Source organism: Collinsella sp. SGI.184 (assembly GCF_050313415.1).
GTDB lineage: Bacteria > Actinomycetota > Coriobacteriia > Coriobacteriales > Coriobacteriaceae > Collinsella.
In genome coordinates, this window is sequence record NZ_JBNPLJ010000003.1 from 33,501 (window position 1) to 59,104 (window position 25,604).

Genomic DNA, 25,604 nt, shown 5'->3' on the forward strand with positions numbered 1-25,604 from the left:
AGAGGCCCTTATGGAGCTCATCGCAATCCACCCCCACGCCCTCAAACACGGGCTGACGGAGACGGATATCACCTGCGCCTGGAACTCCGCTTTTGCATGGTTCAGGCGTGATCTTGAAAACGGAGGTATCGATTACGTTCTCGTTGGACTTGATGGAAGAAGCCGTCTCATGGAGCTCATCGCTCGATATTGCTCCAATCGAGATGGCTATATCATTTACCACGCCCTTGTCCCTCCTACGCGCAAGGTGCTCAGGGAAATCGGGATCAATCGATAGGAGGCGCTATGGACGCTAAGCAACTCGAAAAGATGATCGGATTTGCCCCCGGAGAGTTGGAGAAAGCCGCGGAGGCATACGAAAAAGATGAGTGGCCGAAGGGTCGCACCATCAAGCTGGGAAGGCCGTCGATCTCTGATGAGCCAAGCGTTGTTTTATCGGCACGTGTGGGTGAATCGGTTCTTGAAGCGTTTGACGAGAAGGCAAAGCGCCATGGGCAAACACGCACAGAGCGACTCAGAGAACTCATTACCCTTGACGCAATGATTGCCTAGTCCCCCACCGAATCCAAACATGTACGCCAGCATCCAAAGTCGACATTTTTCGACATCTTTGGATGCTGACGTATAGCTTTTGCAACATAGTCATTGGGGACGTTCTTAAATGACTAGCCGTTAAAGAACGTCCCCAATGACTAGCTAACCGTGGAAGCGGGCTATGGGCGCAAGTGGCTGCTCGCGAAAGACGCGATCGACGGCGGCGCGGTATTCGTCGACCTTTTTAGTCTTGCGTACGAGCTTGTGAACGGTAGCAGGATCGGCGAAGGCGCATTTAGCGTAGAACCACCACTCCTTCATGCGAAAGACCGCGTTGCCGCCAATCTCTTCTGCATATGCCGCAAACAGCGTGTCGTGGAAGCGCTGCAGTTCGGCTGCCGTGGCAGCAGGGCCACCCTTGACCATGCGAGCCAGCGCGGGGTTCGCAAGCAAGCCACGCCCCAGCATCACATGGCGTGTACCGGGATAGGCCTCCACCAGCGCATCCATGTCCTCAAGATCAAAAATATCGCCGTTGTATGCCACCGGAAACGGTGCCCGCTCCAACGTCTCGCCATAAAACCCTTTGCGCGGCGAGCCCGTATAGCGATCCTTCTGTACGCGCGGATGCACGATCAGTTCTGCCAACGGCATGCGACAGTACAGGTCAAGCACGCGCTCGTATTCGTCGTCGCTCTCCAGCCCCAGCCTGCTTTTTACCGACACCGGCAAGGGCGATCGCTCGCACACGTCGCTCAAGAACACCTCGAGCTCATCGAGGTTGCACAAGAAGCCCGATCCTTTACCCTTGGCAACAACCGTACCCGAGGGGCAGCCAAGGTTGAGATTAACCTCGCGGTAGCCCATGTCGGCGAGCACGCGCGCCGCCCACACAAACTCGTCCGCGTTCTTGGACATCAGCTGAGGCACCACGTTAAGCCCTTGGTTGTTAGCCGGATCGATTTCCTTAAACGCCTTGCCGCCAAAGCGGTTGCCCACCCGCGGCGGCGGCAAAAACGGCGTGTAATAGCAGTCGAGCGCACCGAAGCACTCCGCATGCACGCGACGGAACACATGCCCGGTAATCCCCTCCATGGGGGCCAACGATAGAATCATCAACATCTACTCTCAAATCAATGCGGCAAAGGAACCGCCCCTTTGTCACATGCATTATGCCTTGTCCTTGAGGCGGCCCACAAGGCGGAGGCGGTTGCTTGATGTCAACCAGCCCTCCGACCATCCCTGTGCAACGAAGGTGAATGGCGCCCACAAACAGCAAGCAGGGCCGCCCCACAGCAGCTCCCTCACTCGCCACTTTTTCCTTGTCCAAAAGAGGACGTTCACGATCAAGCGATCGCCAACAGCAAGCTGTTGACCGCCATGTCTGAACAACAGACACCCTCCACTCACATACTCAAGAGCGTGTGCGCATCGCCCTCGAAAAACGATGAGTGTCGAGGCCCCATGTAGCTGCTCACCGAGCAAGAAAAGAAACGCATCCAGCGGTACTGCACATACCCCAAAATCGCAGCGACCGCACTCGTCATGTCGTTCGCGGCATACCTGTTGATGTTGCCGCTCCAAATGATCAACGATATCGCGTTCCACCAAAAGGAATTCCACCCCGCGGGCATATATACCGCCATCGCACTCACCGTAATCGAGCTCGTCATCTTTTGCTATTGCGCCCTTGCACCACGCTTTGGGATGCAGGGCAAACAGTGGAAGGAGCTGCAGAGCAGGCTTGCGGTAGCCCAAACCAACAAAGACCGCTCCGCGGAGGTCGCCGGCGTGCTCGCCGCGCAAGATGCCTTGGAACCCGTGTGCAAACGCGTCGCGGCAGACGATCCATACGAGTCGTATCGCGACTACGGCTACCGCATTATCGGCTATCTGCGTGATAATGACCTCGGCGCTCAAGCAGCCTATGTCTACCTTTCTTTCGATGCAGATGGCATGCTCACGGACGTCGATTACACCAGTCAGATCGACCCCGAGGCAAGCCTTGCAGACAACCTCGCCTGCACCGAGCAGGATATCGCGACACTCTGCGCCCCCCGCTCAACGGGTTAGGCATTTCCGTTGCCACACCGGGCCTCCTCACGCCATGCAGCCTGTCGGATGAATTTAAACATGCATTTTTAGCCGGATCCCTATATGAAGAAATCAGCATCAAGACGGAGGACGAATCTATCAAGTCGTACTACACCTTTGACACCGAGCCCAAAGAAGAGTTCGACAAGTACACCCATCCGGAAATTAGGCTCATGCTCTCCGCAAAGGAGGACTAGCAACTTACGCTCTAATTGACGCTCGCAAACGCCGTCTATATCTCAAGGTCTAATACTTTTCCCGAGAAGTGAACGGCTGTATTTGGACCCCCGAAGCATCGACATTCTTAGACGCCAAACCCGCAGGATTTGGCTGGCAAAACCGCAGGAAACCGCCTTCAATAAGTGTCGATGCTTCGGGGGTCCATTTTGACTCGTTCACTTCTCGGGAAAAGTATTAGACCTCGAATTACATGTCACTCAATGTGACAAAGGGACAGTCCCTTTGTCACATTATTCGGAGCGCAGGGCTTCTACGGGGTCTTTCTTGGATGCACTGCGGGCCGGCAGCAGGCCGGCAACGACCGTCAGCAGCACCGAAATTGCAATGAGCGCCAGCGCATCCTGCACGGGCAGGCTCATCAGATTGGGTACCTGTTTAGCAGCAAGCGCCCAGGCATTAACCGGAAAACTCACGAGCACCACAACGACAATGGCAAAGACACCGGCGATGAGGCCCTCGATAAAGGTCTCGGCGTTGAACACGTTTGCCACGTTGCGCTTCGACGCGCCGATCGCGCGCAGGATGCCAATCTCCTTTTTGCGCTCCAGCACGCTGATGTAGGTGATGATGCCGATCATGATGGAGCTCACGACCAGGCTGATGCTCACGAACGCGATGAGCACCAAGCTGATGGTATTCACGATGTCGGTCACCGAGCCCATGATGATGCCCATGTAGTCGGTGTACGAGATTGCCTGCTCGTCGTGGCCGGCGGCTTTGACCTGCTTGTTGTACGCATCGATATGGTCGAGTACGCGCTCCTTGGCCTCAAAGTCGCGCGGGAAAATCTTGACCGAGATGGGATCCGCTTCATCCGCGTAGCCCAACGTGGTCAGATTGTTGTCGTAGGTGAGCTTCGACGCCTTGGCATAGCTCATCATGAGCGAGCTCAGGTCCTCGGCGTCCATGTTGAAGTGGATGGCACGAGCAAAGGCGCTCGCATCCACGCGCATGGCGCTCGCCAGGTTGGCAAAACTCGAAGACATCTGCGTCACCATCTGGTCCATGAGCCCTGCCGCGCCGGCCTTAAGCTGGGTCGACACGGTCGTTGCCACCTGCTCGCCGATCGCCTTCATCACCTGATCCATAGCCTGCTGCAGATACGGAGCCAACTGCTTTTGGACATAGTCGGTCATCGCCTGTTGCAGGCGCTCGGCCAGGGCATCGCCGCCGAGCGCCTTGAGCTGTGCCAGGCACTGCTGCGCCACAACATCGTTCTCGAGATACGTCGAGAATGCGGCAGCAAGCTTTGACGCGTCTTTGAGATCTTCGGGTGACAGCGCCCTAAACTGATCAGACTGCAAAAAGCCCTCAAATAGTTGGTTGGCAAGCGTTCCCACCTGTTGCATTTGCTCGGGCGTGAGCTCCAGACCGTCAAAGATGCCCGAAAAATCGGGGGTCGGCGCTTTGGCCATGATGTCGCTTAAGTCGATGTCTTTGCCAACGCCCGAAAGGTCAATATCCAGGCCCGACAAATCGATGCCCGAAAGATCCATGCCACCGGCAGCACCCGAGAGTGCAGACGCATCGAACGAGAACGCGCTCTTGAGCGCCGCCTCGTCCACGCTGAACATACTGCCCAGATCCACGCCTTGCTTGGCCTCGCCTTGCAGTTCGTCGAAAGTTTTGCCCGTAAAGACATCCGTCTCGGGGTGGGCAAGTTGCTCTTGCACGATCTGCGAATCGGCGGCGCGCTCCATAAGCTGGCGAGTCAACGCATGCGTATAGGCAATGCCCGGAGACAACGCGCTCGCATTGGCCGTCTCGTTAGGTCGCACCACGCCCACAATGTGCACGTCAATACCGTCGGCAACCTTGGCCGTCATAAAGTCGGCGTCGCCGGACATGTCAGTCCACATGCCGGTCTCTTCGTTTTTGCGATAAGCATCGGCCGGCGACAACACCTTAAACGTCGTGGACAGCGCATCGTCGTAAGTAAAGTCGGCGCCGCTCTCAGGCGTCTCAATCTTACCGTCGGCGGCCATGGCACTGTTCACCAGGTCGTTGAGCTCATCGATATCCAGCGCACCGATGCTGTAAAGCGTATAGTCGCCCACCGTTCCACGACTCGAAAGCACCATTACGGCTTCGTGAGCAGACGTAGGCCAATGGCCGGCGACGACATCGTACTGGCTGTCGAGCAGACTCTGATCGTCGATCATCTCGTTGAAGACCGAGGTCCCCATGGAGTCCATGCTCACCGTTGCCGCCGAGCTCGCACCACCGCTCATGGCCTCGGTCATAGCGTTGGGCACCAGCCGGACAGGCTTCTCATCGCCCTTGCCGGCACGATAGACAACCGGCGTCACGCCGTAACCGTACTGGATGGCGTTGACCTCTTTGTCGATACCGTCGCCGCCGGCATCGAGCCATGCCTTAAAGCTCGTCATATCGTTGGACTTAACACTTGCAAACATATCCTTTACGGCCGTGACCACGGGAATCTTTTTGGTTCCCTGAGCCTTGCCGTCGGTGCCGTCGTCGGACGAACCCTCGTTCTTGGACGTATCGTCATCCGTGGCCCCCTGTTCGCCCATCATGGACGACAGGTCGTAATCCTGCTTGGAAATGGTAAGCGGGTAGCTCGAAAGCGTATCCTCCTCGACCTTTTTGATGTAGCCGTTTACGCCATTGGACAGCGCCAAAATCGCCGCGATGCCAATAATGCCAATCGAGCCCGCAAAGGCCGTCATGGCCGTACGGCCCTTCTTGGTCATAAGGTTTCGGGCAGAAAGCCCCAGCGCCGTCACAAAGCTCATCGAGGTTTTGCGCGTAGGCTTGGCCTCGCGGCGCGTGGCGTCAGCGACATCGAAAGGATCAGAATCGTCGGTAATCTTGCCGTCCGCCAGGTTGACGATGCGCGTGGCGTACTCGTACGCCAAATCGGGATTATGCGTGACCATGATAACCAGACGGTCGCGCGCGACGTCCTTGAGCAAGTCCATGACCTGCACGGACGTTGTGGAATCCAAAGCGCCGGTCGGCTCGTCTGCCAACACAATCTCGGGATCATTAATCAGGGCGCGGGCGATGGCCACGCGCTGCATCTGTCCACCCGAAAGCTGACTCGGGCGCTTGTTCACGTGCTCGCCCAGACCAACGGCCTCGAGCGCCTTGCGCGCACGCTGGCGGCGCTCGGCGTGCCCCACGCCCGTGAGCGCAAGCGCCAGCTCCACGTTTTCCAAAATGGTCTGATGCGGAATGAGGTTATAGCTTTGGAACACAAAGCCGATGCGGTTGTTGCGATAGGCATCCCAATCGCGATCGTGAAAGTCCTTGGTCGAAATACCGTCGATCAGCAGGTCACCCGAGTCAAAGTGGTCGAGTCCGCCGATAACGTTGAGCATCGTGGTCTTACCCGAACCCGAGGGCCCCAGAATGGCCACGAACTCGTTATCCCGAAAAGACAGGCTCACGCTGTCGAGCGCCACCTGCGTAAACGACTGCGTAACGTACCTTTTGCAAATTCCTTTGAGCTCCAGCATGGACGGCAACCTCTCCTGCGCAGGCACCTTGCCCGCTCTCCCCCGCCGTTCGTATTCGACGCGTTTGTCCTACTCTATCCCCATTTTTTACCGGCGCCAGTGAGGAATGTAACAAACCGCACCAAAAAACGAACGGGACGGCACGCCGCGTGGCGCGCCATCCCGCGCATACCGTCGATAATGTTACAAGGGAACTGTCATTTTATCACATCTGCCCAACCCTTATTGGGGCACCCGGTTCCCTATTGGATGATAAAGGACGGATGATACGGGCACTTTTCGCCCATGCACACTGTATTGGCCGCATAGCTATCGCAGGCTGGCGTCTTCTCCCATGCTTTAAGCTGTGGTCCGCCGAGCGCATTAAAAAACGAAACGGCCTCACGAATCGCCACGCGCGCATCTCGCTTGCAGCACCGTGGGCTTCCCGAGCGCGCGATGGCGGCAAGCAGCTCCGAAACCATAAGCTGCCCCTCCTGCCAGCCTTCACTGCGCAGCGGCGCATTGCCGCGCACGATTGCATATGCCATGCCCGCAGACGCAGCTGCCCCGCACATGCCCCAGCGGGCACACGTTGCCCCCGGCACGCAATCCGAACGAGACATCAAATCGGCAAGATCGTCTTTGAGCATCGTATCTCGCTCCCCAGATGCTTCGGCGTTGCGCCAGCACGCAAGCAGCACCGCGCCCACAATAAAATGGTGGATGGGGCCAAAAGCCACGCAGCGCTCATCTGCCATAACCTCTTCCAAAAGAGCCGCGGGCGCCACCGACACACTGGCCATGAGCATCTCAACAATCCAGCCTGTTTGTTCGTCTTTTGCCATGCGGCATCCTCCTCTAAAACAAATTGTGCGCACGCTCCATTATGGCCTTCTTCTGCCCGGCGCGCTCAATGCGAAACAACCTGCTTCGCTCGTGCCGCCAACAAGCCCTGCTAGTTCTCGTCGCAAACCAGCCCTGCTCAGGAGCAACACCAGAGGCGATGGCAAGCACGATGGACAGTGGCAACACCACGACGGCAGCTCTTTTCGAAAAAGAAGGCCCCGCGCAATCGCGCGAGGCCTCCCCATTCATGGAACTATGATCAAAGCAGCCCAAAAAGCTTACTCCCACTCAACGGTGCCGACGGGCTTGGGCGTGAGGTCGTAGCACACACGGCAGATGCCGGGAACCTCGGCTGTGATGCGAGCGGTAATACGCTTGAGCAGTGCCCAGTCGAGCTCAGGCACCTCGGCGGTCATCACGTCGACGGTGTTGATGCAGCGGATGATGCAGGGCCAGTCGTAGGCGCGCTTGCCCTCGCGCACGCCGGTGGCACGGAAGTCGGGCACCACGGCGAAGTACTGCCAGATGGTCAGACCTGCCTTGTCGATCTCCTCGCGCACGATGGCGTCGGCTTCGCGCAGCGCCTCAAGACGGTCGCGGGTGATGGCACCAAGGCAGCGGACGCCCAGGCCGGGACCGGGGAACGGCTGACGCTCGACCATGTTCTCGGGCAGACCGAGCTCGCGGCCCACGACGCGGACCTCGTCCTTGTACAGCAGCTTGACGGGCTCGCAAAGCTCAAACTGCAGGTCCTCGGGCAGGCCACCCACGTTGTGGTGGGCCTTCACGCCATCCTGGGACTCCAGGATGTCGGGGTAGATGGTTCCCTGGGCGAGGAAGCTGACCTCGTCGCCAACCTTGCGGGCCTCCTCCTCGAACACGCGAATGAACTCGGCGCCGATGATTTTGCGCTTGGCCTCGGGCTCCTCGACGTCCACGAGCTTATCCAAGAAGCGATCGGTCGCGTCCACATAGACCAGGTTGGCGTCCATCTGGTTCTTGAAGACGTCGACGACTTGCTCGCTCTCGCCCTTACGCATCAGGCCGTGGTTCACGTGCACGCAGATAAGCTGCTTGCCGATGGCCTTGATGAGCAGGGCCGCGACAACCGAACTGTCGACACCACCGGAAAGGGCCAGCAGGACCTTCTTGTCGCCGATCTGCTCGCGGATTGCAGCGACCTGCTCATCGATGAACACCTGGGCAAGTTCGGAAGTGGTGATACGCACCATGTCGTCGGGACGCTTGTTGGAATCCATGCAAAGCTCCTTTTCGGTTCGATGGAAATGCGTCGCTCGTATGCAGACGCACCGTCATATGACCTCATTATATGCAGAAGAAGATGTGTTTCCCATCGCTGCGACAAAGCTTTTTGCAGGGGTGGCAATTTTTCCTATTGTCGAGGTCAGCTAGGCTTCGGTAGCCACCTTGGCAGCATCGCCAATAGACTCTTCCTTTATACGTTCTGCGTAATCGTATGCCATACCCGCAAATTCCAGTCCCGAGTAACAGGAGTACAATTGCTGCTATTGTTGCCAGCTGTTGGGAGATGGAAGATGGACTGCGATGGCTACCCATGCGTTCCCATGCCGTTGATGTGCACCGCCTTTGTGCCGGGGCAGATTGACGCTGCGGTTGCAGGCATTTCCGACCCCGATTCGCGCGCCATTGCCACGGCAGAAGCGCTGTACTTTCGCGGACAGGCCACCCTCGCTGCCAAGACGGCGCGCCCTTATCTTGACGCCACCGACCCCGCACTGCGCTATTCCGCATGCTTTATCTGCGGATACGCCAGTCTGTCGCTCAACCGTATCGCCGATGCCCGCCGGTGCCTTACTGGCATCCTCGATACGCCGGCCGACGAGGAATCGCCTGCCGTCCACGCCATGCATATCCTGTTCGCCTCGGCCGCGAGCGTCCTGCTGCACTTGCCTTCCCCGTATTCCGCCGAAGAGTTTTATCCGCTTGCGGCGCATTTGCCCGAAGGCCTGCGCCTGTTCGCCAGCTACGTGATGGCGCACGCCTTGTATCTGCGCGGCGAATACGGCCGCAGCCTGGGCATGGTGGAAAATGCCCTGATCATGAAACAGGGAAGCTATCCCATCTCGGAACTGTTCCTGCACCTGGCGGCTTCCATGGCATGCATGAGCCTCAAGGACATCGACGCCGCAAAGGCACATTTCGGAGCCACTTGGGACATTGCGCGCCCCGACGGCCTTATCGAGCTCATTGGCGCGCACCACGGCCTTTTACAGGGGCTCATCGAGGTGTGCCTAAAAGCGCAATACCCTGACGATTTCGCACGCATCATCGAGATTACGTATCGATTCAGCTACGGCTGGCGGCGCATCCACAACCCCGATTCGGGCGAGGACGTGGCCGACGATTTAACGACCACGGAGTTCACCATGGCCATGCTCGCCTGCCGCGGATGGACCAACGCCGAAATCGCACGCCACATGGAAGTATCGCCGGGCACTGTTAAAAACCGCCTATCAGGAGTGTATGCCAAGCTTGGTATCGGAACTCGCGCCGAGCTGGTCGCGCATATGTTGCGTTAGCGACCGGGCTGCCAAGCGCATCGAACGCGTTCTGGAACCCGGCGCTTCGCTCGATCAATTTGGACATTTTGACCCGTGAACGGCACTACCGCCACGGGGCACCTCCTCGCAAAATAGGATTATTTCCTCCGTTATTTGCGGGATGGGAGCCCAGAATGCTTGATCGTCGTTCGCTACTTATCGCCGGAGCATCCTCGCTGGCAGGCATCATGCTGCCTCGCGTGCCGAGCAGCGCAAACGCCTTCATACTGCCATTCGCCCCCACCGAGGCCTATGCCGACGAAGAAGACCCCTTCAAGGTGCTCGTTCTCTCACGCACCATGTTTGGTGTGGTCGTGGTCGACGTCGCCAACAAGAATATGCCCATCAAGGGAGCCCAGGTCACGCTCGCGTCGCGTTATGCCGCGGGCAAGCAGATCTCCGCCACTACCGACGACGAGGGCACGGCCATCTTTGAGGTCGCGCCGCTTTCGGAAGGCTACGTGGACCAGGCAACGCTTCTCGACGCGTACGACTTTAACGGTGGCATCTCCATCAGCATGGCGGGCTACCGTGATGTCGAGATCCCCCTCACGCGCATCCAGGGCGGCACCGCCATTACCGCGCCCACACGTCCGCTTTCCGACGGTGAGCCGTACTTTCGCCAGCTTACGTTCGACGAGTGGGACATCCAGTACGCCGACGCCACGTTCATGGCACTGCCGAAGGACGACGCCGGAAACGACCAACCCGACACGCACGCCTTTACCGTGCAGGCACATCTGCCACAGGGTGGACAGGCAACGCTGTGCATCAACAAGGTAATGCCCGCCACGAGCAGCTCATCCGAAACCGTCACGCAAATTGGCCAAGTCAAGGCCAGTGCATCGGGTTCGGACAATCTGGCAACGTTCACACTCGAAGACACGTTCCTCGATGCAGCTTCGGGCCTTCTGGAGGAAGGATGCAAGCTGCGCTTTGTCCTCGACTATCAGGGCAAGACCTATACACTCTCCTCCCACATGGCCGTTGTCACCGCGCCGGCCGCAAAGGCAGAATCGGGCTCGACCACTATCGTCCCCACCACCATGGACCAAGAGATTACTCCGTTTGATTTCCCGGCGGCGTTTCCCGGAATCGGCGGCAATAAGTTCACGTGCTGGATGCCCTCGTTCCCCATTTTGTTCAATTTCTCTTTTGCCGGATACGTGCTGTTTGGCGGAGGATACAAACCGGTCGGCTACATGAACGATTCGGGCAATCCGGATCCGGAGTACTGGAAGAAGTCACCGCGCGAGTCGGGCGCCAAGCAGGCAAACCGCTACCTCGACGAGATGGAGGGGAAGTGGAATCAGTACAAAAGTATGAGTGCCGGTTCGGGCACCGATCCAAGGAACACTAAGCTGCTTCGTCACCACTGCACGCCGCGTTTTACGATGGATATCGCCACACAGCTGTACGGATCGCTCGCCTACGACTGGGTGGGCAAAACCTGGGGTGACAACAACGACCCCGCATTTGGCAATATTAAGGCCCTCTTCCAGGTAAGAACCGACCTCAATTGGACCGAGCAGTTTACCCTAGGACCGGTGCCGTTTTTCCTAAACGTCAACCCCTGGGTGCTGGCGAAGCTGGCGCTCGCCGTGGGTGCCCACACGCACGGCAGCGGCGCGGCGTTTTTTAAAAACATTTCGCTCGACTATTCAAACACCTCGGGCTCGTTCACCATCCAGATCGGGCTTGCCGTCACCTTTGGCGCCGGCGTTGCAGGCGTCGCTTCGTCTGCCGTGCGCGGCGCCGCATCCCTCACGCTGTTCATTGGGTACGAGAAGGCAGATGGACACCAGCTTCCGCGACTGCGCGTAGGTGCAGACGTCGATGTCGATGTGATACTCCAGTTCGTAATGTTCAAGTGGACCACCAAGGCTTGGTCGGGGTCGTGGCCCACACTCCTCGATTCGTGGAATATGTCGGTGAACAATGGCAACCAGTATGTGCTCCAGCGCTCTGAGCTCGCATTGGGTGGAGATACGCCTTACACGTTGGATGCCCGCTTCGGCACGGCCGGCAACGCCGAGGCAGGCGGCGTGCCGCAATTTATCGCATCGGCCACCATCGTCACCAACGCCGAGCTGCTCGCACGCGCCGAGGTTAAGGCCACTGCCGTAAACGTCGCGCCTGTCGTGCGCGATTGGGATCAAGCGGTCACGCGCATTGAGCTCGAGGCGGATGCAGAAAGCGACGACACGGGACAGATCGAGCATTTCGTCCATACACTGATAGAAAACGCCGCGCCGATGTATGAGTACACCTATATCGGGCAGGCGAAGGACGCCGCTGCGGACCCCAACGCCAATTCTGCTGGTGTATCGGAGGACGAGCGTGGCGGCATAAAACCCTCGAGCGACAACGTGCTGTTTGCTGGCGTGCTCAGCGAAGCCCACATGAAGCTGGCAATGATTGCCGGCGTAGAATGTCTGTTCCGTATCGCCTCGGTGCGCTACGGCGACAATGGCCGCTCGCGCCTGGTGGTGCACACAAAGGCAAACGGCACGTGGTCCGCTCCCACTCCCGTGGACTTTCCCCTTGGGTTTGGCGAGGGCGACGTGGAGCGCGACGGCATATTCGATTACGACTTCGACGTGGTGGAATATACGGACGGAAGAGGAAACCAGGACGCCTACGTGCTGCTGATCTCGGGCGAGCGCCCCGCCGGTGACAACACCCTTTTCGATACGGCAAGCACAGCCGGCATACTGTCCGTCGTGCGCCTGCGCATAAGTAATAGCGAAGTTCGCGTGGTGTCGTATACGTCGTGGCGCAGCATCTCGCGCGGCCGCCTTCAGGAGGATGGCTACCATTGTCTGCAGTGCCCGCGTATCACGGTGGGCAAGACGCTCGTCGACGGGCGCCTGTCGGGTGCCTACCTCCACCGCCGCGGAACCACCGCAGAAAAGGCGCTCGGCAGCGAGGCCGAGGTTGCGCTGGAATGTTTTACCTTGTGGTCGGATGATTTGGGCGACAGTCTCACGTTCCGTCAGGTCCTCCGCTTTCCGCAAGCACCGTCGAGTATCGAGCTGGGCAAGCCCGAGAATATCAACGGCAAAATGGTGGTGTCCGTTGCGTACGAGACCGCAGACGGTTGCGGCTGCGCATCGTACGCCGTGATCGGCCAGTCCATTGCGTGCTGGGACGTTATGTCACCAGACGCCACGGTACCTCATGCGGTGCCATGGCCACAACATTCGGGCTTTTTGGCAACCGTCAACGAGCAACTGCAGCATATTACTTGGACGCGAGGCGCATCGGCATTTGCAACGCAGCCCGTGGGTGCCGCAGGCTGTGGCCCGGCATCGTTTAGCGTAAGCAACAACGGCAGGTGCGTGCTCTATGTAGAGAACACCGATGGCAAGGTGGGACAAACCTACGACGAAGAAGGCAACCCGGTAGCAGTGATGGGCAAGCACTTCCGCATCTTCGCCAGCACCTTGGCAGGCGATCTGTTCACGGAGCCGTTCGTGATGTGCGAGCTGGACCATCCCGTCGATCAGATAACGACATTTTTGACGTCGGGAGGCATGCTCTCCGCACTCGCCACGCACATTGTGAGCGCGGAGAAGAGCGAGGCAGAGCTGCACGGCATCGAAGTGCCCTTGGTGGCGTGTGCCACTCCGACGGGCGCGGTCGCTACCTCGGGCGCGGTGGTACCCGGAGCAGCAGGCGAATCCTTCATGGTCACGGTGCGAAACGACGGCAACACCTTGCTGACCGCCGGCACGATCGATCTGTACCGAGAGGGCTCCAGCCAGCCGTTCTCCAGCGCATCCATCGGATTCGGACTGAACGCACGCATGGTTTCGATCTACGATCCAGAGCTTGCCGAGGATGCTTCGGCCAAAGACATGGCACACGTGAAGTACGCGCTCGAGACGCTGGGCGCACGTTTTGCAACGCACCCGCTGGTAGCCGACAACGGCAACGCCGTGCTGGCACCGGGTTGCACGGCACAGTTCCGCATGAGCTTTGCCATCCCCGAGAGCTGGAGCGACGAAGTGGGCAAACGCGTAACGCTGTATGCGAAGGCGCATAATCTGGTGGCGCTCGATCCCGTAACGCTCGAGGAAATTCGGCCGGGTGCAAACTCGGCGCTGGGTGCCGTACTGCACGAGCTTCATGTGCCCGACGCGGCATGCGAACGCTCAGAAGTTCAGGTCGGCGTATGCGACAGCGCGGATACGACGGGGCTTCACGATGCACCGATGACGGCGGACGACGGTGGCGGCTCGAGTGGCGGCGGTACTGACAAGGGCGGCGGCTCCGGCGGAAGCAGCTCCAGCAGCGGCAAGGACCACAACAATAGCAAGCGCCCCGGAAAAGCGGGCGCGCTTGCGGGCACGGGCGATACATGCGCTCCCCTTACGGCAGCCGCTGCAGCACTCGCCGCGGCAGGCGCCGGCCTCGTCGCCTACAGCGCCCGCCGCACGGCGCTCGAAGCCGATACCGCCAATGAGGTCAATTCGGATAGGCCCCGCTAGCTCCTAGTTACTTTTGTGAGAGACGCCGACTCGGCTCATTCGTCATCGCTATGCGGACATTACAACTTCGGTTCGCTATTCAAACTTACTCGCACAATACCGACTCGGTTTTGTGCGAGTAAACGAATCCTCATCGAACTCCGAACGATTGTTCGATGGATTTCGTGTTGGTTGGAATCGCCCAAGGGCTGGGCTATGCTACCTTGACTATCTATATGACTAAAACGCAGCAAAGGAGCATCGAGAGAGCGAGCATGGCAAAAAACACCGCAAACTATGGTAACGACAGTATTCGTCAGCTCAAGGACGAGGAGCGCGTACGCCTGCGCCCCGCCGTCATCTTTGGCTCGGACGGGCTCGACGGCTGCGCGCATGCCGCCTTCGAGATCCTGTCCAACGCCGTTGACGAGGCGCGCCAGGGCTACGGCAAGCTCATCACCCTTACCGCCTTTCGCGATGGCTCCATTCAGGTGGAGGACAACGGCCGCGGCTGCCCGCTTGACTGGAACCCCTCCGAGAAGCGCTTTAACTGGGAACTCGTCTTTTGCGAGCTTTACGCCGGCGGCAAGTACAACAACAACCAGGGCGGCGACTACGACTTCTCGCTCGGCACCAACGGCCTGGGCTCGTGCGCAACCCAGTACGCCTCCGAGTACATGGACGTCACGGTTTGGCGCGACGGTAACAAGTACTCCCTGCACTTTAAGAAGGGCAAGGTCGTCGGCGCCAAAAAGAAAGCACTCGAGGTTGAGCCCAGCGACGAGGACCGCACCGGCACCACCATCAAGTGGCGCCCCGATCTTGAGGTCTTTACCTCCATCAGCATCCCCCACGATTGGTATCGCGAGACCATGCGCCGCCAGGCCGTGGTCAACGCCAACGTGACCTTCCGGCTGCGCATCGAGGGCGACGACGGCGAGTTTTCCGAAGAGGACTTCTGCTATCCCAAGGGCATCGAGGACTACGTGCTCGAGAAGGTCGGTACCGACTACCTTACCGAGCCCTTCTTTATCGAAGCCGACCGTCGCGGTCGCGATCGCGAGGATCTGCCCGATTACAACGTAAAAATCACTGCTTGCATGTGCTTCTCGCGCACTTTCACGATGCAGGAGTACTACCACAACTCCTCCTGGCTCGAGAACGGCGGCTCACCCGAAAAGGCGGCCCGCAGTGCCCTCACCAGCGCCATCGATGCCTACATTAAGCAACAGGGCAAATACAACAAAAACGAGAGCGGCATTAAGTGGCAGGACGTCCAGGACTGCCTGGTGCTGGTGACCAACTGCTTCTCCACCCAGACGTCCTACGAAAACCAGACCAAGAAGGCCATCAATAACCGCTTTATCCAGCAGGCCATGACGGCATTCTTTAAGGAGCGCCTCTCGACCTACTTGATCGAGAACAAAGATGCCGCCAACAAGATCATGGAGCAGGTGCTCATCAACAAGCGCTCGCGCGAGAATGCCGAGAAGACGCGCCAGAGCATCAAGACCAACCTGCAGCAGAAGACCGACATGGCCAACCGCGTGCAGAAATTCATCGACTGCCGCTCCAAGGATAAGAGCCGTCGCGAGCTCTACATCGTAGAGGGCGACTCGGCAGCAGGCGCCATTCGCACCTCGCGCGATGCCGAGTTCCAGGGCGTTATGCCCGTCCGAGGCAAAATCCTCAACTGCCTAAAGGAGGACTATCCGCGCATCTTTAAGTCCGACATCATCATGGACCTCATGCGCGTGCTGGGCTGCGGCGTGGAGATCAAGGACAAGCGCATCAAGAACCTGGGCGCCTTCGACTTGGACAACCTCAACTGGAACAAGGTCATCATCTGTACGGACGCCGACGTCGACGGTTATCACATCCGTACGCTCGTGCTCACCATGCTCTATCGCCTGGTGCCCACGCTTATCGACGAAGGCTACGTATATATCGCCGAGTCGCCGCTCTACGAGATCAACTGCAAAGAAAAGACCTACTTTGCCTACACCGAGCTCGAGAAGAACGGCATTCTTAAGGAGATCGGCGACCAGAAGTGCTCCATCAACCGCTCCAAGGGTCTTGGTGAGAACGACCCGGACATGATGTGGCTCACCACCATGAACCCCGAGACGCGTCGTCTGATCAAGGTGGAGTCCGAAGACGTCACCAAGATGGAGACCATGTTCAACCTTCTGCTGGGCAGCGACGAGGCGGGCCGCAAGCGCCATATCTCGGAGCACGGCAAGGAATACCTGGACCAGCTGGACCTGCAGTAGCAGCAAATCGATAACGACGGCCCATAAGAAGTTCAAGAGGAAATCGTGGCAAAGAAGAAGACGAAGAACCAGCCAAAGAAAAAGCAGGTCAACGCCGAGAACGTCATCGGCCTGCACTCCGAGGTCACCAATCAGCCGATCACGCAGACGCTCGAGGTCAACTACATGCCCTACGCCATGAGCGTCAACGTCTCGCGTGCGTTCCCCGAGATCGACGGCTTTAAGCCCTCGCACCGCAAGCTGCTCTACACCATGTACAAGATGGGCTTGCTCAAAGGTGAGCGCCAGAAGAGCGCTAACATCGTGGGCCAAACCATGAAGCTCAACCCGCACGGCGACGCCGCGATCTACGAGACGATGGTGCGCCTGGCCACCGGCAACGAGGCGCTGCTCGCCCCCTTCGTGGAGTCGAAGGGCAACTTTGGCAAGTACTATTCGGGTGACCTGAGCTACGCCGCCTCACGTTACACCGAGGCCAAGCTCTCCCCCATCAGTGCCGAGATCTTCAAGGACATCGACAAGGACCCGGTCGACTTTGTCGACAGCTACGACGGCGCCATGAAGGAGCCGCGCCTGTTGCCCACCACGTTCCCCAACATCCTTGTCTCGGCCAACAAGGGCATCGGCGTCGCCATGGCGTCTGACATCTGCGGCTTCAACCTCAACGAGGTCTGCACCGCCACCATGCACTACCTGCAGGATCCCAACTGCGATCTGCTCGAGTACATGCCCATGCCCGACTTCTCGACCGGCGGTGAGATTATCTACCGCCGCGAGGAGATGGAAAAGATTATCGAGACCGGCCTTGGCAGCTTCCAGATCCGCTCCCGCTGGCGCTGGATTCCCGAAGAGCGCATTATCGAGGTCTACGAGATCCCCTACACCACCAAGACCGATGTCATCATCGATCGCATCGTCAAGCTCTCCAAAGAGGGCAAGGTCAAGGAGATCGCTGACATCCGCGACGAGACCGACCTCTCGGGCCTGCGTATCGCCATCGATCTTAAGCGCGGTGTCGACCCCGACAAGCTCATGGCGAAGCTTTATCGCTCGACTACGCTGCAGGATTCGTTCTCATGCAACTTTAACGTGTTGGTCGATGGTTACCCCCGCGTTATGGGCGTACGCCAGATCCTGCACGAGTGGGTCAAGTGGCGTATTGAGTCCACGCGTCGCCGCATTAACTTTGACTTGGGCAAAAAGTCCGAGCGCCTGCACCTGCTGCACGGCCTCGAGGCGATCTTGCTCGACATCGACAAGGCCATCGCCATCATCCGTGGCACCAAGCTCGAGGCCGAGGTCGTGCCCAACCTTATGAAGGGTTTCGACATCGACGAGACCCAGGCCGAGTTTGTTGCCGAGCTTAAGCTCCGCAACATCAACGAGGAGTACATCCTCAACCGTACCAAGGACATCGCTAAGCTTGAGGGCGAGATTGCCGAGCTAGAGGAGATCCTCTCCAGCGAAGAGAACATCAAGAAGGTCATCAGCGACGAGCTGGCCGCGGTCAACAAGAAGTACGTGATGCCGCGCCGCACGGGCAGGATCGAGCCCCACGAGGTCATCGAGGTAAGCCTGGAGCCCGAGGTCGAGGAGTACCCGGTGACCATCATGCTCTCGCGCGATGGCTACCTTAAGAAGATGACCGACCGCGTGCTCAAGAAGGCTGCGGCGCTCAAGTACAAAGACGGCGACAAACCCTTTATCGAGTTCCCGTCCTCCAACACCCACGAACTGCTGGTCTTTACCAACAAGAGCCAGGTATACAAGTGCAAGGTTGCGGCGTTTGAGGACACCAAGTCGGCCCAGCTGGGCTCGTACTTGCCCACCGACCTCGAGATGGAACCCGACGAGAGCGTGATCTGGGTCATCGACCCCGAGGACTACAAGGCCGACGTGCTGTTTGTCTTTGAGAACGGCCGCGTGGTGCGTGTCGCACTTGCCGGATACGTTACCAAGACCAACCGCAAGCGCCTCAAGAACGCCATCTACGGCGGCAGCAAACTGCTGTATGCACAGGTGCTCAAGGAAGACCGCGACATCGCGCTGGTCTCGAGCGACTACCGCCTGATGAACTTCAACACGTCGCTGCTCAAGACCAAGACGACCACCAACACGCAGGGCGTCCAGGCCTTTACCGCCAAGAAGGGTCGCTCGGTCACCACCGTCGGCACGACCGAGGAGATCCTTGGCGCCGGCGTCTCGGCAGAGAAGTTCACCGCGCAGAGTCTCCCCTCTGCCGGTGCCCTCATGAAAGAAAACGACATGCCGAGTTTGTTTGACTAGGACGACGGCAACGAGATCGTTAGACACTTCGCAAAGCGACGAGGCCCGGAACGCAACGGCATTGCGCCCGGGACTCGTCGTTTTTCTTCTCAACTATTTTTTAACGCAGATAAATTGATTTCTGCTTATTTTTCTGCGTAAAACAACATGTCAGCGCCACTGCTTCGATGCCCTTTGGTCTGTCGTTAGCAAAACTTGCAAAAGTTAGCAAAACTTGCAAAAATTAGCAAAACTTGCAAAGGAGCTACCATGGAGTACAGCAAGAACCCCTTTACCCCAACATTTGGAAGCGTCCCTCCCTTTCTAGCGGGTCGCGAGCATATCCTGCGCGACATCAACCGTGGCTTTATCAACGGCCCGGGAGATCCCAACCTGTCGACTATTATTACGGGAGCAAGGGGAACGGGCAAGACGGCGCTTCTCTCGCTCCTTTCAGAAACGGCGCTTGAACACGGCTGGATCGCAGCAAATGTCTCCGCCATGCCAGGCATGCTCGAAGATATTATCGAGCGAACCAAAGAAGCCGCAGATAGCTATCTCTCACAGCGTCACGCGCGCATAAACGGCGTTCAAATTGGTCCAATGGGCATCGATTGGACATATGCTCAAGAGGCCCAGGGCAACTGGCGCACACGCATGAATGGTATCTTTAAGCAACTCGAAAAACATGACATCGGACTTCTCATCACCATCGATGAAGTCACCGTCGATCTCGAAGAAATGCTTCAATTTGCCTCTGTTTACCAGCACTTTGTACGCGAAGGTAAAAAAGTTGCCCTACTCATGGCAGGACTGCCCTACAAAGTATCGGCGTTGCTGCGTAACGATTCCGTCTCGTTCCTCAGGCGTTCCCAATATCATCAGTTAGGACGAATCACTGACGTTGAAATTGCAAACGCGTTTCGCAAAACTGTTGAGGCCGGAGGACGTTCAATCACACCAGAAGCGCTCGAGGATGCTGTGAAGGCCGTCGACGGATTCCCCTACATGATGCAGCTCGTCGGATATCGCACATGGGATGTTTCGGAGAACTCGCCCAAAATCAGCGCACCTGATGTCCAGCAGGGTTCTCTGCTTGCCCGTATGGAGCTGCGCGATCGAATTCTCGAAACGACCTATCGGGAGCTTTCCGATAAAGACATTGAGTTTTTGCTCGCGATGCTGCCCGACTCTGGCCCCAGCAGGGTCTCGGAGATAGCCAAACGCATGGGCGTTGCCGGCAACTATGCAAGCCAATATAAACGCCGTCTCCTCGAGGACGGCGTCATCGGAGAGCGAGGGCGTGGTCTCGTTGGCTTTGACATTCCCGCGTTCAGGGAATTCTTGAACGAGAAGGCGTTTTAGCACGCCGGAATTGTCCGCGGAAGCATCAACGCATGGTAATCAGCATTCCTCTTGGTAAGGATAGCAAGCATTTTCCACCAACACCGATTGCCATGCGTTCTTCTTGTCCTTAGGCGAGCTTGCGAGCGAGCTCTCGCACCTCTTCCAACTTGGGCGAGGAGGCCATGCTGTCGCGCTCGGTCATACCGCTGATGGTGACAATGCCCTGGTCCTCCCACTTGCAGTACGCGCAGGTCGACTTGTACATAGCGATCGTCGCATCATAGACGCCCTCGCTGTGGCTATCGAGCAAAAGGGCTGTCTTGGTGAACGGGAAGCCCGTAGCACCGAAGGCGTACAGGCGGTCGATGGCGGCCTTCTCCTGCGCGGTGATATCGAACCAGTAGATAGGCGAGGCGAAGACGACCATATCGGCGTCTTGCAACGACTCGATCACATCGGCCATGTCATCCTTCTGCACGCAAGTGCCCTCGTGGGCGAAGCAATACTGACACCCCAGGCAACCGGCGATTTTCTTGCTGGCAACGCGGATGATCTCGACCGTATGGCCGCCCTCACGCGCGGTCTCGGCAAACGCCTCGACCATGGTGTCGGTATTGGCACCCTTGCGCGGGCTGCCACTCAATACAACGATATTCATATAGATTCCCTCTTCTTCATGCTGCAGGCGCGCAGTATGTTTTCTTGTAACCAAAACGAATGGAGTTAATCAATCGCCAGCAGGCCATATCTCTTGTTCAAGTTCCCTAAAGAAGCTCAAGACGATTGCGATTGCCTTATACAACGTCGAAAACCAACATGGGAGCCATAGATGCGCCGCCTGCCCAAATGGCACGCGGTCAAGATGAGCATTGGGAATCGCGACGACTTGATATCGCTCGCATGCCTCCTTCGGAATAGGCGTCAAGGACAACCGCCTGGATAGCGAGCCGACCGAACAGGCCTTCGGCTATATCGAGGACGGGATCTGAGCGGACGTGATTCGACTTCGGGCCCTTTAGGGATGACTGACCTCGACGTCTACGCAACCCACTGAAACGCTCGGAGGAGTCGGGTCAAATTGAAGGGACTGACCCCGGAGAAAATCCGGGGCCAGTCCTTTGCAGCTTATTTATTGAGCCGTATAAGTTTGGGCCGCAGTTCGCACCCACGCGGTACCGACTTCTTGCGGCAAGCGAAAAGAGAGCGCCTTGTTTTATCAGATGCGCTTTCTTTTGCGCGCGCAGATTGCAGCTGCCAATGCAAGCACACCCGTTCCGGTCAGAGCAGCGCCAAGCACTGTTGCCGTATGATCACCCACCGGAGGAATAGCGCTATCGGTGTTCGCGTTGCTGCCGTTAGCTTGAGATCCGCCCGCGCCAGGGGTGTTGTTGCCTGGGGCGCCCGCGTCGGGTTTGCCGGCATCGGAATTGCCCGGATTGTTCTTGGGCACCTTTTTGAACTTGGCTTTGTAGACAACGTCTTCTGTCGCGTCGGTGATTTTCTTGTCCCACGAATCGAACACGTAGTCGTACTTGTCGTCAGACGGTTTCGTAGGAGTGGGTACCTCAATTTCGTCTGCTTTCGTGCCGATCTCGTACAAGGTTTCGCTATAGATAATGGTGCCGTCTTCATTCGCGAAGGTGATTTTTACCAAAGACGGATTTGCGGCGGCAACCAGATAAACCTTGCCATCGGAGCCGATGTTGGCATAGTTGGAGTACTCGCTACGCTGATCTTTTGTCTGCGTTGTGTAGCGGGCACCTTCGTTGTCAAGATACCAACCATCAATCTTTTTGTTAGTCACGTCATCGGGTTTGCCCAGGTAAGGCTCGTTCATGTCTTTTGCGGCTGACAATTTTGCAACAGAGCCGCTCAGGTAGACGTCGGAACCCGCCTTACCCGCGCTGTTGTTGCACAGTTTGGTGTTGGTGATGGTGGTGCCTGCGCCTTCGCGGGAATTCGATTCTGCGGCAAAGCCTCCGCCGTAATTTGACGCCATGTTGCCGGTGATGGTGCATCCGTCGACGGTCAAGCTGGTGTCGTAAAGATACGATGCAACGCCGCCACCTTTAGCGGCGCTGTTCTTTGTTATCGTGCAGTCGCTAATTTCTGCTGCGGCAGGTGATTTCATCCTCACTACAAGCACACCGCCGCCGTAGCCTTCGTCCTGATTCGCTGTGTTTTCGGTTATGGTGGTGTTCTCAAGGAACAGACCCGGCTTTTCGGCGGCGCCTACGCTCGGGGTGGAAGCGCACAGGTTCCTTGCATCGGTGTAAAAATACGCGGAAGCGAGCACGCCTGCGCCGTCGTGTGCTTCGTTGTAGCTGATGGTACCGCCAAGGATTTGCGCGGAGCTCTCGAGGTTGCCCCATCCTCTGCTGACTTCTGTTCTCGATGCAACAACGGCAACGCCGCCTCCCATTTCGTTTGCCTTGTTGTTCGAAATGGTTCCGCCCGTCATGACAAACGAAGATCCGCCGGAAACGAATACGCCGCCGCCGACAGACGTGATAATGGGATAGATCGAGTCGTCTTTGTAGGGAGAAGTGACGAAGCAATTCTTGATTTCGCCGCTGTCCATGATGAATGAGCCACCATAGATAACCGCAACGCCTCCACCATAGCAAACGGATCCGCCGGTAATGCCGCAGTTATCGATAGTGCCGCCGTACATATGGAAGGTGCCGCCCCGTACGGTTACGCCGCCGCCAAAGTAGTTATTGCCTATACGGTCGGCAATGGTAACGCCGTGGTACATATTGCACGTGCCTTCGATATACAACATGCCAGGTCCATCGCCGCACTGCACGTTTCCACCGCTAATTATTAGCGTGTCACTACCGTCTGCCGCGCCCAAGTTCAATTGAGCATTCCGATTTACGGCAATCCTGTTGTTCGGATTAACCGTCACGGTGTGTCCGTTGCCAACAATACTTACAGGACACGAAGAGGAGAACACAACTTCCCCAGTTTGAATATCGTTGGTGAGTTCAATGATGTACTCACCCTCGGCGGCAGCGTTTACTTTGCCTGCCGCTTCTTTGAATTGTTCTCCGCTGCCAACTTCGAATGTGGTTGCCGCGAAGGCCGATATCGGCATAGTCAATGCACAGAGTGTCACTGCAGCGATAAAGGTTAGCACCCTGCATTTTTTGCTCATGGCATCTCGCTTTCAAAGTCTTTTGAATCTGAGCTGGGACATGCATGCGCTTGCTCAGATTTGGTAAAAGGATACGATTGCGTCTTATTTTAATATTGGATTTATTAAGGCAAATGCAAGCAAAAGATGCAATAGCAAAATCATTGCTATTGCATATGGCTCTCTTTCCGCTCCTTTCTTAATTGGGACTAAATCCTTCTGATAAGCAGGACGTTTTCGCCAAAGCGCTTATAAAAAGACGGCGCTGGGCCCGAGCTCACCTTGCATGCAGGCTGAAAGGCAACCACCCAGCCCGGTACTGACGAAAACGGAGGGGCAACGGCGACAGCTCCTCTGCCAATGCGAACGCAAACAACACCGTAAACAACAACCGCCACAACAAGGGTAAGAAGCCTGCAAAGGGTGGCTTTCCCATAAGTCATGGAGCTGACTGGGGCTTCGCTTGCGTCCGGATCGATTTGCGCGCGTTCGAACTCCCGCGCGGGCGATGAGGACCTTCGTGAATGCATCCCTGATGGACAGAAGCGACCCGAGCCCCAAGCGGCGCGCTTCGAGCAGCGGAAGCTGAAGCGTAAGCAGAAGCATCGTGGACATTGACCGGTGCCGACATGGGTCCAGGTGTGAACGGGGCTACGTCCCCTGTTCACACTGCTCACACATACAGCAGCGGGCACGGATTCGATTGAAACCGTGCCCGCTGTCTGATGCTAAATTAATTTATCAAACATGTGTTCTATTCCAGCGCAGTAATTAAATACGCTGGTACATGGATACTCCGATCAAGACGGCCGCGTATACGACCGGGAACTTTCGGCAATTGGATACGCGTCTGACCTGGGATATCCAAGCGAACAATAGGCCTAACCCGCAACAGGTCCCAGGCCAGGCGGGTATCCAATCGAAGGGGAAGGGCGCTCCGGTGTGGAGGCAGCGGAGCGCCCGGGGAAAGCCCGGCCGGCCGGCCAGGCGGCCCCGTTCGCCTGGCCGGCCGGGCCTCCGGGGTGCGGCGGACTCCCGTGAAGGAGGGGCGCCGCGCCCCGGGAAGCCGGGCTATTAGGCGGACGGCTCCTGCTGCGTGATGCAGTGGATGTTGCCGCCGCCGTAGACGACCTGGTCGGACTTGACGCCCACGCACTTGTAGACGCCCTCGCCCCAGACCTCGTCGTAGATCTCCTGGAGCGTGTCGACGGCCAGCTGGTCGTTCTCGTCGCCGTACTGCGGGACGATGACGCCGTGGTTGGTCACGAGGTAGTTCATGTAGGAGGCGATCAGCGGCTCGTCGGGGACGCGCGGCTCGGCGTTCTCGTCGGCGTCGATGGTGTCGCAGGAGGCCTGGTCCATGTACAGCGGCTTCACGGGCATGCAGAGCTTGTAGACCTTCAGCTTGCGGCCCTTGGCGTCAACCGCGTTGGAGAGGGTCTCGTAGGCGGCGTGGCACTGCTCGTAGAACGGGTACTCGGGGTCGTCGGTCCAGATGCAGACCATGACGCCCGGGGCGATGAAGGTGGCGACGTCGTCGATGTGGCCGTTGGTCTCCTCGGGGTCGATGCCCTCCTTGACCCAGATGACCTTCTCGACGCCGAGGTAGTCCTTGAGGTGCTCGGTCATGTACCCGCGAAGCTCCTCGCTCCAGGGCTCGAACTTCTTGCGGTACTTGGGCCAGAGGGACTCGGGGTCCTCCTCCTCCTCGAGCACCGCGGAGCAGGTGCGGCCGGGGGACAGGAGGCACTGGTCGGTGACGACGAGGGTGCCCTCGCCGTCGACGGTGATGGAGCCGCCCTCGAGGATCATGTCGTCGGGACGGTAGCGGCGGCAGCCGGAGAGCTCGGCCATCTTGAGGGCGATCTGCTCGTCCTTGTCCCACGGGAAGTAGAGGCCGTCGATGAGGCCGCCGTAGCCGTTGAAGTGCCAGTGGTTGGCGCGCTTATCGCCCTTGCCGTTGATGACGTAGGTGGCGCCGGTGTCGCGGAACCAGGCGTCGTCGGTGGTCATCTCGACGACGGTGACGTTCTCGTCGTTCTCGAAGACGGCCTTGCAGTTGGCGTAGTCGACCTGGTTGGCGCACATGTAGACCGGGGTGAACTCGGAGATGGCGCGGGCGATGGCGGCATACTGCTTCTGGGCGGGCTTGGCGCCGTGGGCCCAGGTGTCGGTGCGGTGGGGCCAGCCTATCCACACGCGGTCCTGGGGGGCGAACTCGGCGGGCATGAAGAAGCCGTCGGCCCTCGGGGTGGACTCGGACTCGGTGATCGTACGCATAAGATTTCCTCCAAACCGAACGATCGTCTGCCGCGGGCGGGCTGCCCGCGGCCTAGGACCAAGAG

Annotated in this window: 15 protein-coding genes; 8 read left to right on the forward strand and 7 right to left on the reverse strand. The window is 58.1% G+C overall.

The window, feature by feature from the left end; translation table 11 throughout:
* The first annotated feature begins 10 nt into the window (after positions 1 to 10).
* Positions 11 to 277 carry a hypothetical protein gene (locus tag ACQRAJ_RS01505; protein WP_427728371.1) on the forward strand — a complete coding sequence of 89 codons (267 nt, stop codon included), beginning with the start codon at positions 11 to 13 and terminating at the stop codon, positions 275 to 277.
* 8 nt (positions 278 to 285) lie between these two features.
* On the forward strand, positions 286 to 552 hold the full coding sequence (locus ACQRAJ_RS01510) for a ribbon-helix-helix protein, CopG family (RefSeq protein WP_154516940.1): 267 nt from the start codon (positions 286 to 288) through the stop codon (positions 550 to 552).
* 144 nt (positions 553 to 696) lie between these two features.
* Here the strand turns inward: ACQRAJ_RS01510 and ACQRAJ_RS01515 are convergent, their stop codons facing one another.
* A complete protein-coding gene (locus ACQRAJ_RS01515; protein ID WP_427747528.1) occupies positions 697 to 1,650 on the reverse strand; it encodes a tRNA dihydrouridine synthase in 954 nt (317 codons plus the stop codon).
* Between the two features lie 468 nt (positions 1,651 to 2,118).
* Here ACQRAJ_RS01515 and ACQRAJ_RS01520 point away from each other — a divergent pair, with 468 nt between their 5' ends.
* The gene (locus ACQRAJ_RS01520; RefSeq protein WP_427747529.1) at positions 2,119 to 2,607 is read left to right on the forward strand and encodes a hypothetical protein; all 489 of its coding nucleotides are present in this window, start codon (positions 2,119 to 2,121) and stop codon (positions 2,605 to 2,607) included.
* A 491-nt stretch (positions 2,608 to 3,098) separates the two neighbouring features.
* On the opposite strand, the gene ACQRAJ_RS01525 is transcribed toward ACQRAJ_RS01520, so the two are convergent.
* From ACQRAJ_RS01525 to guaA, 3 genes are all read right to left on the reverse strand, one after another.
* Positions 3,099 to 6,353: an ATP-binding cassette domain-containing protein gene (locus ACQRAJ_RS01525; RefSeq protein WP_427747530.1), complete on the reverse strand. Its 3,255-nt coding sequence runs from the start codon at positions 6,351 to 6,353 to the stop codon at positions 3,099 to 3,101.
* 242 nt (positions 6,354 to 6,595) lie between these two features.
* Entirely contained in the window at positions 6,596 to 7,180 is a 585-nt protein-coding gene (locus ACQRAJ_RS01530) for a DUF5714 domain-containing protein (RefSeq protein ID WP_427728379.1), read from the reverse strand.
* A gap of 279 nt (positions 7,181 to 7,459) precedes the next feature.
* A complete protein-coding gene (gene guaA, locus ACQRAJ_RS01535) occupies positions 7,460 to 8,440 on the reverse strand; it encodes a glutamine-hydrolyzing GMP synthase (protein ID WP_427728381.1) in 981 nt (326 codons plus the stop codon).
* Between the two features lie 297 nt (positions 8,441 to 8,737).
* On the opposite strand from guaA, the gene ACQRAJ_RS01540 reads away from it, so the two are divergent.
* The 5 genes from ACQRAJ_RS01540 to ACQRAJ_RS01560 all read left to right on the forward strand — a co-directional run bounded on the left by ACQRAJ_RS01540 (position 8,738) and on the right by ACQRAJ_RS01560 (position 20,138).
* Entirely contained in the window at positions 8,738 to 9,742 is a 1,005-nt protein-coding gene (locus ACQRAJ_RS01540) for a helix-turn-helix domain-containing protein (RefSeq protein ID WP_427728383.1), read from the forward strand.
* A 155-nt stretch (positions 9,743 to 9,897) separates the two neighbouring features.
* Entirely contained in the window at positions 9,898 to 14,256 is a 4,359-nt protein-coding gene (locus tag ACQRAJ_RS01545) for a hypothetical protein (protein WP_427747531.1), read from the forward strand.
* Positions 14,257 to 14,510: 254 nt separating this feature from the next.
* Positions 14,511 to 16,508 carry a DNA gyrase/topoisomerase IV subunit B gene (locus ACQRAJ_RS01550; RefSeq protein ID WP_427728388.1) on the forward strand — a complete coding sequence of 666 codons (1,998 nt, stop codon included), beginning with the start codon at positions 14,511 to 14,513 and terminating at the stop codon, positions 16,506 to 16,508.
* A gap of 45 nt (positions 16,509 to 16,553) precedes the next feature.
* Positions 16,554 to 18,794, forward strand: coding sequence for a DNA gyrase subunit A (locus tag ACQRAJ_RS01555; RefSeq protein WP_427747532.1), 2,241 nt, complete (start codon positions 16,554 to 16,556; stop codon positions 18,792 to 18,794).
* A gap of 249 nt (positions 18,795 to 19,043) precedes the next feature.
* Positions 19,044 to 20,138, forward strand: coding sequence for an ATP-binding protein (locus ACQRAJ_RS01560; RefSeq protein WP_427747533.1), 1,095 nt, complete (start codon positions 19,044 to 19,046; stop codon positions 20,136 to 20,138).
* Positions 20,139 to 20,247: 109 nt separating this feature from the next.
* Here ACQRAJ_RS01560 and ACQRAJ_RS01565 read toward each other — a convergent pair whose 3' ends face one another.
* The 3 genes from ACQRAJ_RS01565 to ACQRAJ_RS01575 form a co-directional block, all read right to left on the reverse strand.
* Positions 20,248 to 20,778: a flavodoxin family protein gene (locus tag ACQRAJ_RS01565; protein WP_427747534.1), complete on the reverse strand. Its 531-nt coding sequence runs from the start codon at positions 20,776 to 20,778 to the stop codon at positions 20,248 to 20,250.
* A gap of 558 nt (positions 20,779 to 21,336) precedes the next feature.
* Positions 21,337 to 23,280, reverse strand: a complete 1,944-nt coding sequence (locus tag ACQRAJ_RS01570) for a hypothetical protein (RefSeq protein WP_427747535.1) — start codon at positions 23,278 to 23,280, stop codon at positions 21,337 to 21,339.
* Positions 23,281 to 24,333: 1,053 nt separating this feature from the next.
* Positions 24,334 to 25,539 (reverse strand): agmatine deiminase family protein, encoded by a 1,206-nt coding sequence (locus ACQRAJ_RS01575; protein ID WP_427747536.1) that lies wholly within the window; start codon positions 25,537 to 25,539, stop codon positions 24,334 to 24,336.
* Positions 25,540 to 25,604: the final 65 nt, after the last annotated feature.